The organism is Enterobacter sp. CC120223-11 (genome assembly GCF_900215375.1).
Classification (GTDB): domain Bacteria; phylum Pseudomonadota; class Gammaproteobacteria; order Enterobacterales; family Enterobacteriaceae; genus Scandinavium.
The window spans coordinates 136,169-147,275 of record NZ_OBEF01000012.1; the positions used below are offsets into that span (position 1 = coordinate 136,169).

The window sequence follows — 11,107 nt, forward strand, 5'->3', positions numbered from 1 at the left end:
AATAAATATGCCCGGCGTGTGCCGGGCATCTCAGGTTTAGATGAAAATCACCCCAACCAGCGTGATAACGGTCAGGATAGCTGCCAGGCCGTAGAACACCCATTTGCCGTTCGGCACATGGATTTTCAGATCGTGCATAGCGTGGTGGATACGGTGCAGGCCGCACCACAGCGGCAGGACGATCATCAGGAACAGGAACGCGCGGCCAATAAAGCTCTGGGCAAAGGCCAGCACGCGCTCGTAGCTGAAGGCATCATGCGGTGCCAGGCCAAGCGGCAGTAGCACGCCGACCAGCAGCACCATCACTGGCGCAATAATCGCGCCCCACATGCCGCCTGCGCCAAACAGGCCCCAGAAGACGGGTTCATCTGAACGTTTTGGATTTGGATTGATCATCTCGGTCTCCTTACCAGAACAGTGCGACAAACAGGATAACCAGGGTGGCCAAAATCGTCACCGCCCACAGCGCCTTGATAACCGGCTCTGGCCCCATTTTTTCGCCTTTTACAATCACGTTTGCCGCTTTTGGTGCCAGTTCGAACCAGGTTTTGGTGTGCAGCAGCGCGGCAGCGAGCGTGATGAGATTGAGGATCACCACGATCGGGTTTTGCAGAAAGCCGACGTACCCGGCCCAGGATTCAGCGCCGTGCTTCAGCGCGAACAGGCCATAAATCAATACGATGCTGAACCAGACCGTGGGCACCGCCGTCCCTTCACGAATCATGTAGAAACGGTAGAAGGGCAGTTTTTTCCACCACGTGGAGGTCATTGGCTGCACGTAGGGTTTGCGTTTTGTCGTCATGATGCACTCCTTAGCGTGGTTTCAGGGTCGCAATAAGAAAGTCCTTCGAGCTTTCCACTTTGCCCTGCTGAATGGCGGCGGCCGGGTCGACGTGCTTCGGACAGACTTCCGAGCAGTAGCCGACAAAGGTACAGCTCCAGACGCCATTCTTGCCGTTCAGTTGCGCCATGCGCTCCTTTTTGCCGTGGTCGCGGCTGTCTTCGTTGTAGCGATGCGCCAGGGTTATGGCTGCCGGGCCAATAAATTCCTTATTGAGGCCAAACTGCGGGCAGGCGGCGTAGCACAGGCCACAGTTGATGCAGCCGGAGAACTGATGGTACTTCGCCATCTGCGCAGGCGTCTGCGTGTTCGGACCCTGATCCGGCGTGCGCGGGTTGCCGATAATATACGGCTTAATCGCTTCCAGACTTTCGATAAAGTGGGTCATGTCGACCACCAGATCGCGCTCAATCGGGAAGTTAGCGAGCGCCTCAACTTTCAGGCCGTTCTCGTACTCGCGCAGGAAGGTTTTACAGGCGAGCTTCGGCACCTTGTTGACCATCATGCCGCAGGAGCCGCAGATGGCCATGCGGCAGGACCAGCGGTAGCTCAGGTCCGACGCAAGGTTATCTTTGATATAGCCGAGCGCGTCCAGCAGCGACGTTTGCTCATCGTAAGGGACTTCATAAAACGCGCTGTGCGGGGCCGTGTCCACTTCCGGGTTGTAGCGCACGATCTCGACTTTCAGGTTTTTCATCTCAGCCATGGGTCGTCTCCTTCTTCTCGGCTGTTTCCGCTTCGGCACCGTACACGCGTTTTGCCGGCGGCAGCGTGGTGATTTTCACGTCGCTGTAGTCAAGACGCGTGGTGCCATCGGCGTCGCGGAACGCCAGCGTGTGCTTGAGGAAGTTAACGTCATCGCGCTCGGTGCAGCCTTCGTCGAGACGCTGGTGTGCGCCGCGAGACTCTTTACGCGCAAGGGCAGAATGCGCCATACACTCGGCGACGTTCAGGCCGTGGCCCAGTTCGATGGTGTACAGCAGATCGGTGTTGAAGACGCTGGAGGTGTCGGTGATGCGCACGCGCTTGAAGCGTTCCTGCAATTCCGCCAGCTTGTCGACGGTTTTCTGCATCAGCTCCGGCGTACGGTAAATGCCGCAGCCTTCTTCCATCGACATACCCATTTCGTCACGGATCTTCGCCCAGTTTTCGTTGCCTTCCTGGTTCACCAGTGCCTTCAGGCGTTTTTCGACATCGGCGACCTGGGCATCCAGCGCGGCGCCGTTGGCTTCGCCGACCGTTGACGCACGCTCCATGGCGCGTTCACCCGCCATGCGACCGAAGACAACGAGCTCAGCCAGCGAGTTGGAACCCAGGCGGTTCGCTCCGTGCAGGCCGACAGAGGAGCATTCGCCGACGGCAAACAGCCCCTTGATGCGGCTCTCACACTGCTGATCGGTTTCAATCCCGCCCATGGTGTAGTGCGCGGTTGGACGGACCGGAATCGGCTCTTTGACCGGGTCCACGCCGACGTAGGCTTTCGCCAGTTCACAGATGAACGGCAAACGCTCGAGCAGCTTTTTCTCGCCCAGATGACGCAGGTCGAGGTACACCACATCGCCGCGCGGCGTGGGGATGGTGTTGCCTTTGCGCCACTCGTGCCAGAAAGCCTGCGAGACTTTGTCGCGTGGGCCAAGCTCCATGTATTTGTTTTTCGGCTCGCCGAGCGGGGTTTCCGGGCCCATGCCGTAGTCCTGCAGATAGCGGTAGCCGTCTTTGTTGACCAGAATGCCGCCTTCGCCGCGGCAGCCTTCGGTCATCAGGATGCCGGAACCTGGCAGACCGGTTGGGTGATACTGGACGAATTCCATATCGCGCAGCGGTACGCCGTGGCTCAGCGCCATGCCCATACCGTCGCCGGTAACGATGCCGCCGTTGGTGTTATAGCGATACACGCGGCCCGCGCCGCCGGTCGCCATGACCACCGCGTTGGCGCGGATCTGGATAAGTTCGCCTTCCATCATATTCATCGCCACCAGGCCGCGGGCCTGGCCGTCGTCCACCAGAATGTCGAGGACGAAATGTTCGTCAAAGCGCTGAATTTGCGGGAACTGCAGGGAAGTCTGGAAGAGGGTGTGCAGCATATGGAAGCCGGTTTTGTCCGCGGCAAACCAGGTACGTTCGATTTTCATTCCGCCGAAGCGGCGCACGTTCACGGAACCGTCTTCGCGGCGGCTCCATGGGCATCCCCATTGCTCAAGCTGGGTCATTTCTGTCGGGCAGTGGTGGACGAAGTAGTCCACGACGTCCTGCTCGCAGAGCCAGTCACCCCCGGCAACGGTATCGTGAAAATGGTACTCAAAGCTGTCATGATCCTGTGCGACCGCCGCTGAACCGCCTTCTGCGGCAACGGTATGGCTACGCATGGGATAGACTTTTGAAATCAGTGCGATTTTGGCATTGGGATTGGCCTGTGCTGCGGCAATGGCAGCCCGTAATCCCGCCCCGCCAGCGCCTATAACGGCCAGATCGGCATGAAAGGTTTGCACGACATTCCTCCAGAATTGTTGTTATTTCATCACCCGCCTGACTAAAGGTAGTTCACCGGGTTGGGGTGAGGGGTGACGAAAGCGTTTTCCACTGCTCCTTTATGGGTATCGCAGTATAGCCTTATGATCTGGGGGGAAATTTGACGCGTTCGATTTTTTTGCTGATCCGTCTGCGCATTTATCATCGAAATTGATGGACTGCGTCACGGAATTGGCTTTCCCCCGGAAACGGCGGATTTTGCCGGGCAAAATTTGTCTCGTGCTGCGCTTGCGGGTAGACTTCGGGCCTTTGTTTGTATTCGGAGAGAGTTACCATGAGCGAAACGGCCACCTGGCAGCCGAGCGCCTCCATCCCCAACCTGTTAAAACGCGCGGCCATTATGGCGGAGATCCGCCGCTTCTTTACCGACCGCGGCGTGCTGGAGGTGGAAACGCCGTGCATGAGTCAGGCGACGGTCACCGATATTCATCTGGTGCCGTTTGAGACGCGTTTTGTCGGCCCGGGCCACTCTCAGGGAATCAATCTCTACATGATGACCAGCCCCGAATACCATATGAAACGGCTGCTCGCCGCAGGCTGTGGTCCGGTATTCCAGCTGTGCAGAAGCTTCCGTAACGAAGAGATGGGGCGTCACCACAACCCGGAATTCACCATGCTGGAGTGGTATCGCCCGCACTACGACATGTATCGCCTGATCAACGAAGTGGATGATTTGCTGCAGCAGGTGCTCGAGTGCCAGCCCGCGGAAAGCCTCTCTTATCAGCAGGCGTTCCAGCGCCATCTGGAAATCGATCCACTGTCAGCGGATAAAACACTGCTGCGCGAAGCGGCGGCGAAGCTCGATCTCAGCAACATTGCCGATACCGAAGAAGATCGCGACACCCTGCTGCAGATGCTGTTCGCGTTTGGCGTGGAGCCGCACATCGGCAAAGATCGCCCGACCTTCGTCTATCACTTCCCGGCAAGTCAGGCATCTTTGGCGCAGATCAGCACTGAAGATCACCGTGTCGCGGAGCGTTTCGAGGTTTATTACAAAGGCATGGAGCTGGCGAACGGTTTCCACGAACTGACCGATGCCCGCGAGCAGCAGCAGCGCTTTGAGCAGGACAACCGCAAGCGCGCCGCCCGTGATTTACCGCAGCAGCCGATTGACGTGAATCTTCTTGAAGCCCTGAAGGCAGGTTTGCCGGATTGCTCCGGCGTGGCGTTGGGTGTGGATCGCCTGGTCATGCTGGCGCTGGGCGCAGAGCAAATAAGTGACGTGATTGCCTTCACGGTCGATCGGGCCTAGGTAAACTGCAAAAACCCTCATCAAGAGGGTTTTTTAGTATTTTCACCCCTCGCCCTGTGGGAGAGGGGCTGGGGGAGAGAGCATCAGGCCGCACTCCCCTGAATATTACAAACTCCCCACCGTACGCCCGCGTCCTGCTGACGTCATCGTTTTGCTCGTCTTACGCCCGTCCAGGCTTTCCAGACGCATCTGGAAAGGCGGGAACGGCATATCAATGCCGTGTTCACGGAAGCCCGCCAGAATCAGCTGGTGAATTTCATGGCGCAGCGGCATACGATGGCCCATCTCAGCGGCATAAATACGCAGCTCGAAAATCTGAATGCCCTGCTGCAAATCCACCAGGAAGACTTCCGGCGCCGGGTTGTCGATAACCAGCGAGCAGCGTTCTGCAGCGGACAACAGGATCTGCGTGACCTCTTCGCTGTTGGCATCGGACGGTGCCGGCACGCTCAGCACCACGCGGGTGACGGAGTCCGACAGCGACCAGTTGATGAACTGCTCGGTGATGAACGCCTTGTTCGGCATGATGATCTCTTTGCGATCCCAGTCGCTGATCGTTGTCGCACGGGTGTTGATCTTCGTGACGCTGCCCGTCAAATCGCGGATCGTCACCGTGTCGCCGATACGGATCGGTTTTTCGAACAGAATGATAAGGCCGGAGATAAAGTTGGCGAAGATCTCCTGCATACCAAAGCCGAGGCCAAAACCGAGGGCGGCCACCAGCCATTGCAGCTTCGACCACTCAATCCCGATCATCGAGAAGCCCACCAGGCCACCGACCAGCATCAGCAGATATTTGGTGATGGTGGTAATGGCGTAGCCGGTGCCCGGCGTCAGGCTGAGGTGCTGCAGCACCGCCAGCTCGAGCAAAGCAGGGAAGTGACGTACCAGCTGGGTGGTGATGATAAACACCAGAATGGCTATCAGCACCGCGCCAAGCGTAATCGGCTGCAGACTCTCCACGCCCTGCACCGTAGAGGTCACATCCCACAGCGAGATGTTTTCCAGGAAGCCAAACGCCGAGTGGATTTCTGACCACAGTACAATCACCGACACGAGGGCGATCAGCATCAGAATCGATCGGACCAACCGCAGCGACTGGGCGCTTAGCGTGTCGAGATCGACTTCGGCGATGTCTACTTCCGGCGTTCCTTCCAGACTGGTGGTGTGGTGAGGATCTTCTTCACCACGTGCACGATGAGCCAGCATTTCGGCACGACGGTGTTTGGCACGATCGAAAGCGATGCGGCGGCGTTGAATCAGCATCCAGCGGCGGATCACGTGGTAGACAACCAGCAGCAGGAACCAGATGGCGACGGAGGTTTCCAGCCGTGCCAGCAGGGCTTCAGCCGTTGCCAGATAGCCCACCAGTGCGGCCAGAATGGCGACCAGCGGTGCACCCGCCAGCAGGCTCCAGAGCATCCGGTTAATCATGTTGTCGCCGCTGCCCTCTTTGTCGAGGAACAGCGGGATGCCTGCGCGCTTGAGGCTGAGCGTGACAATCGCCAGCGCGCCGCAGATCAGCACAAAGCAGAGCCTGCCGAGTGATGACGAAAATTCGCGGTCGTTGAGATTCTCGAACATGATCAGCGCCATTATCAACGGCACGATTAGCCCGATACTCATCAGGTAATAGCGCATCGCCCGCGCCACGCGGTTGCGAGGCCAGCCGAAGTGGGCCACAAACAGGCCATTTGGCCGGGCAAACGTCGCGCAAATCATTACCACCCACAGCAGCGGTACGGTGGCTGTCACGCCGTAGCCAATGGCGACGGCAAGCGGATAAGGCCAGGCTTCCTGCAGACCGTAGCCGAGCGTCATCCACAGCACCGGCAGCGGTGAGGCGACAAGTATCGACCAAAACAGCGTGCGCAGCGTCAGCCAGAAGTGATCCTGGGTGACTTTGCCCACCCGGTTACTGGAGCGCTCGAGGAAGCGGGTGAAGTGTTTGCGGGAGCTGATGCTGAAACCCACCAGAATCAGCGCGGCAAACAGCGGGATCAGCGTCTCTTTACTGGTCAGCATCATCACCGAGGCTTTGCCGAGCTGGCTGAAGGTATCCAGTGAAATCAGGCGGCGCAGATCCTGCACAATTTCCAGCGGCCAGGCGAAGGTGATCGGGCTGACGTCTGACGTCCAGAAGAGATAGCGGTGGGTCGCTTCGTTAATCTCCTTCAGCGCGTCTTCCAGCTGGCCGTTCGCCACCTTCAGTTTGGTCAACTCAAGGATAAGCGTATCGCCGCCCTGCAGCAGAGAATTCAGCAATTCACGCTGGGTGCGTAGCTGGGCATCCAGAATGCGGTTTTCTTCCGCCGACAGCGGCTGCCCGTTGGCCTGACGCAGCTGCGGCTGCTTGCTGAGTAAATCTTCATAGCGCAGGCGATGCACGCGCAGCTGGGCCATCTCAGTGTCGAGTTGCTGCGGCTTCGGCATTTCCGGCAAACGGGCGACCTGGGCACGAAGTGCCTCGCCCAACAGATTCGAGGAGCCCAGCCATTGCGACTGCTCGCGCAGGGTATTGAGTGCCTGACGCACCTGCAACGTCTGATTGGTGGCCTGACGCTGCTGGGAAGCAACCAGGTCCATCCGCTGCGCCTGCTGGTTCAGCGCCTGGGAGAGTTCACGGTTGACGGTGAACTGCTTCACGATGTCCGGCGGCAGGTTAGCGCTGTTTTCGGCTAATAATTCGGTGCTTTCCAGCGCTTTTTCGGCTTCGCGCTGGCGCTGGCTGTTGAGCTGATTGCGCAGGCCTTGCAGATAGGTGTCGAGCTGTTCGCTCTGCTTCTGCGCCAGCTCCGAGCGCATTCTCGCCAGCTCCTGGCGGTTGTTCGCCGAAAGTTGCGCAAGCTCCAGTTCATTCACCAGCGCTTTCAGCTTGGCGGATTCCGCCTGCAGACTGAGGTTTTGCGCCTGGGCCGTGTTGCCCGTGGCGGTGCCGACGCGGCGTTCAACGTCATTAAGCTGACGGCGGGCGTCGGTCTGTTGCTGCGGGAGCTGATTCAGGGAATCGGCGATTTCACGGGCGCGCTCCTGTTCCTGCTGCGCCTGACGGCTCTTCTCCAGCAGCTGGCTGCTGACCTGCAGGATCTCCTGATTAAGTGCGTCCGTCGTCAGGGCCGTTGGCACCTGGCGTGGCTCATCGCTCAGGCGAGCAAGCTGCGTGCGCAGAGTTTGTGAGAGCTTGGGGAAGTTGTCGATGGACTGCTGATATTGCGTGGCGCGCTCGAGAGAACCTTTGCGTTCCTCAAGCGCGTTCAGCGCGGACTGGAGCGCCTCGACGGCTTCTGGCTGGGCGGGCTTGGCCGCTTTTGCCTGTTCCAGCTCCTGTGAGATCTGTTTGGCGTCGGGGGCGCTTGCTGCGTACGCCCCCATGCTGAGGCACCAGGCCATCAGAAAAGTGATAATCAGGCGCACGTCAGCGATCCTTGTGGTTAGACCTGGTCGGTTTTATCGTCAGCCTGCGGCGTAATCACTTCCGCAGCAACGATTTCATCTTCTACTGCGGGAACAACTTCAGCTTCCGGGGTGACGATCGTCTCGGTGGAGAGCGCCAGCGGTTCACCGATTTTAGTTGCTGACAGGCTCGCCAGTTTTTCGACCAGCTGCACTTTGCCCGGCGCGAAGAGGTTGATTACGGTGGAGCCCAGCTTGAAGCGGCCCATTTCCTGGCCTTTCAGCAGCGCCACGGAGCCTTCGCTTTCGCCTGCAGGCCACGTCCAACGTTTGATCACGCCTTCACGCGGCGGCGTGATGGTGCCCGCCCAGACGGTTTCGATGCTGCCCACGATGGTGGCGCCCACCAGAATCTGCGCCATTGGGCCAAATTCGGTATCAAACAGGCAAATAACGCGCTCGTTACGGGCAAACAGGTTCGGGACGTTCTGCGCAGTCAGGTGATTGACGGAGAACAGATCGCCAGGCACGTAGATCATTTCACGCAGAATACCGTTACAAGGCATGTGTACACGGTGGTAGTCGCGCGGGGAAAGATAAGTGGTGGCGAAAGAGCCGTTGCGGAACAGATCCGCCATCAGGTAATTGCCCGCCAGCAGCGCTTCCAGGCTGTAGTTATGGCCTTTGGCCTGCAAAATTTTGTCGTCTTCAATTTTGCCAAGCTGGCTGATTACCCCGTCGGCTGGCATCACCAGTACGCTCGGGTCGGTATCGAGCGGGCGCACGTCGTCGCGCAGCGGGCGCACAAAGAAGTCGTTAAAGGTGCGGTAGCTGGCGGTGTCCGGCTTCTGCGCCTCTTTCATGTCGACCTTGTAGTATTTCACGAACAGGTCAATGACCAGCTTTGTCAGCCAGCCCGCTCGTTTGCTTGCGCCCCAGCCCGCGAGGCGCGTCAGCCACAGTTTCGGCAGAATGTATTGCAGCGAAAGTTTGAATGAATTTAACAAGATAGCCTCCAGGCCATATTCATTGTTTCAGGCTCTCGGCGGAGCCTTTTTCAAAAAAGGGGCTGATTCTAGCGACGTTCAGCTTAATTGTCAGTCGTCGGTTTCAGAAAAGCTTTTACGCGTTTTTACCTGCACCTGCTTCATGCTTTCGAGAATGTGGTGATAGTTTTCAAAGCGCGTTTCGGCGATTTCACCTTTTTCCACCGCTTCGCGGATGGCGCAGCCCGGATCGTTGTCGTGTTTGCAATCGCGGTATTTGCAGGCGCCCAGATAGTCGTGGAATTCGACAAAGCCATTGAAGATTTGTTCCGGCTCCAGATGCCAGAGACCAAATTCGCGCACGCCAGGAGAATCAATCACATCGCCGCCGTGCGGGAAGTGGTACAGGCGTGCGGCGGTCGTGGTGTGCTGACCGAGGCCCGAGTTATCAGAGACATCGTTGGTGAGAATTTCTTCCTGCAGGCCGAGCAGGGCGTTCAGCAGGCTGGATTTGCCCACGCCAGACTGGCCCGCAAAGATGCTGATCCGCCCGGTGAGCGCTTCTTCCAGCGGCTTGAGGCCGTCCTGGGTGTGGCTGGAAACCATCAGCACGCGGTAGCCAATTTTGCGGTAGATATCCATCTGCTCATTGACGAAGGCCATGCCCTCATCGTCAAGCAGATCGATTTTGTTCAGGACGATGATCGGCTCAACGCTCAGCGCTTCGCAGGCGACGAGATATCTGTCGATAATATTCAGTGACAGTTCAGGCAGGATCGCAGAAACGATAACGATCTGATCGATGTTCGCGGCGATCGGCTTCACGCCGTCGTAAAAGTCCGGTCGCGTCAGCACGGAGGTGCGTTCATGCACCGCCTCAACGATACCTTTGACCTTTACGCCTTCGGCTGCAGTTTTACCCGGACGCCAGACCACGCGGTCGCCCGTTACCAGGGAACGAATAGTGCGACGGATGTTGCAGCGGTGAATGCTGCCCTCGGCGGATTCAACATCGGCATGCATGCCAAAGCGGCTGATGACAATGCCTTCAGCCGTTTCGCCAAACAGGTTGTCATCGAAATCGGGCTTCTCCGCAGTGGTTTTGAGACGGCGCTGGTGATTGGCCTTAACCCGACGCTGCTGACCTTTGGAGAGTTTATTTTTACTCAATCGTGCTGACTCCTGGTCGCCCAAAAGGGGCAAAACCTCTATGATACACGCTATTTTAGATGAATATAGTCACTGTCGTTGTGACGCGAGAAGGGTGGAAAATAGCATGAGTGCAAATGAAAACAACCTCATTTGGATCGATCTGGAAATGACAGGCCTCGATCCCGAGCGCGATCGCATTATTGAAATCGCCACGCTGGTGACTGATGCGAACCTCAATATCCTGGCAGAAGGGCCGACCATTGCCGTTCATCAGTCGGATGCACAGCTGGCGCTAATGGATGACTGGAACGTGCGTACCCATACCGGCAGCGGCCTTGTCGATCGCGTGAAGGCGAGTACTCAGGACGAACGCGCCGCTGAACTGGCAACGATTGAGTTCCTGAAGCAGTGGGTGCCGGAAGGTAAATCACCTATCTGTGGCAACAGCATCGGCCAGGACCGCCGCTTCCTGTTTAAGTACATGCCGGAGCTGGAAGCCTACTTCCACTACCGTTATCTGGACGTCAGCACGCTGAAAGAGCTGGCGCGTCGCTGGAAGCCGGAAATTCTCGACGGCTTTAAAAAGCAGGGCACGCACCAGGCAATGGACGATATCCGTGAATCCGTGGCCGAGCTGTCTTATTACCGCGAGCATTTTATTAAGCTGTAACGGCGTTAAATGGCTTCACAGGCCCGGCAAACGTAGAACTGCCGGGCATTCGCCGTAAAAATAAGCAGTTTGCCGAATAATTCAGCACTTAAGCAAAAATCAAAAAAAATCGGTTGTAGGGGGGTTGCAGCTCAAAGGATTTCTCGTATAATGCGCCTCCCGTAACGACAGAGAATTACGCGTTACGACAGCAACAAATTTGCGGGAATAGCTCAGTTGGTAGAGCACGACCTTGCCAAGGTCGGGGTCGCGAGTTCGAGTCTCGTTTCCCGCTCCAAAATTTG

9 protein-coding genes and 1 tRNA gene are annotated in these 11,107 nt (G+C 57.6%); 3 read left to right on the plus strand and 7 right to left on the minus strand.

Annotated elements, in window-relative coordinates; translation table 11 throughout:
* Nucleotides 1-36: 36 nt before the first annotated feature.
* From frdD to frdA, 4 genes are read right to left on the minus strand one after another with little or no spacing between them, the layout of a single operon-like run.
* Nucleotides 37-396, minus strand: a complete 360-nt coding sequence (gene frdD, locus CRO87_RS15065; protein WP_097163757.1) for a fumarate reductase subunit FrdD — start codon at nt 394-396, stop codon at nt 37-39.
* Nucleotides 397-406: 10 nt separating this feature from the next.
* A complete protein-coding gene (frdC, locus tag CRO87_RS15070; protein ID WP_097163758.1) occupies nt 407-802 on the minus strand; it encodes a fumarate reductase subunit FrdC in 396 nt (131 codons plus the stop codon).
* 10 nt (nt 803-812) lie between these two features.
* Nucleotides 813-1,547 (minus strand): succinate dehydrogenase/fumarate reductase iron-sulfur subunit, encoded by a 735-nt coding sequence (locus CRO87_RS15075; RefSeq protein WP_097163759.1) that lies wholly within the window; start codon nt 1,545-1,547, stop codon nt 813-815.
* Nucleotides 1,540-3,330: a fumarate reductase (quinol) flavoprotein subunit gene (frdA, locus tag CRO87_RS15080; RefSeq protein ID WP_097163760.1), complete on the minus strand. Its 1,791-nt coding sequence runs from the start codon at nt 3,328-3,330 to the stop codon at nt 1,540-1,542. The genes CRO87_RS15075 and frdA overlap by 8 nt, the downstream gene beginning before the upstream one ends.
* A 314-nt stretch (nt 3,331-3,644) precedes the next feature.
* Here frdA and epmA point away from each other — a divergent pair, with 314 nt between their 5' ends.
* A complete protein-coding gene (gene epmA, locus CRO87_RS15085) occupies nt 3,645-4,622 on the plus strand; it encodes an elongation factor P--(R)-beta-lysine ligase (protein ID WP_097163761.1) in 978 nt (325 codons plus the stop codon).
* Nucleotides 4,623-4,727: 105 nt separating this feature from the next.
* Here epmA and mscM read toward each other — a convergent pair whose 3' ends face one another.
* The 3 genes from mscM to rsgA form a co-directional block, all read right to left on the minus strand.
* On the minus strand, nt 4,728-8,036 hold the full coding sequence (mscM, locus tag CRO87_RS15090) for a miniconductance mechanosensitive channel MscM (protein ID WP_097163762.1): 3,309 nt from the start codon (nt 8,034-8,036) through the stop codon (nt 4,728-4,730).
* 17 nt (nt 8,037-8,053) lie between these two features.
* Complete coding sequence (gene asd, locus CRO87_RS15095; protein WP_097163763.1) at nt 8,054-9,022, minus strand: archaetidylserine decarboxylase; 969 nt, start codon at nt 9,020-9,022, stop codon at nt 8,054-8,056.
* A 90-nt stretch (nt 9,023-9,112) separates the two neighbouring features.
* On the minus strand, nt 9,113-10,171 hold the full coding sequence (rsgA, locus tag CRO87_RS15100; protein ID WP_176504317.1) for a small ribosomal subunit biogenesis GTPase RsgA: 1,059 nt from the start codon (nt 10,169-10,171) through the stop codon (nt 9,113-9,115).
* Nucleotides 10,172-10,277: 106 nt separating this feature from the next.
* On the opposite strand from rsgA, the gene orn reads away from it, so the two are divergent.
* Nucleotides 10,278-10,823, plus strand: a complete 546-nt coding sequence (orn, locus tag CRO87_RS15105) for an oligoribonuclease (protein ID WP_097163765.1) — start codon at nt 10,278-10,280, stop codon at nt 10,821-10,823.
* Between the two features lie 201 nt (nt 10,824-11,024).
* Nucleotides 11,025-11,100: transfer RNA gene (locus CRO87_RS15110), tRNA-Gly, on the plus strand.
* The last annotated feature ends 7 nt before the right edge of the window (nt 11,101-11,107 follow it).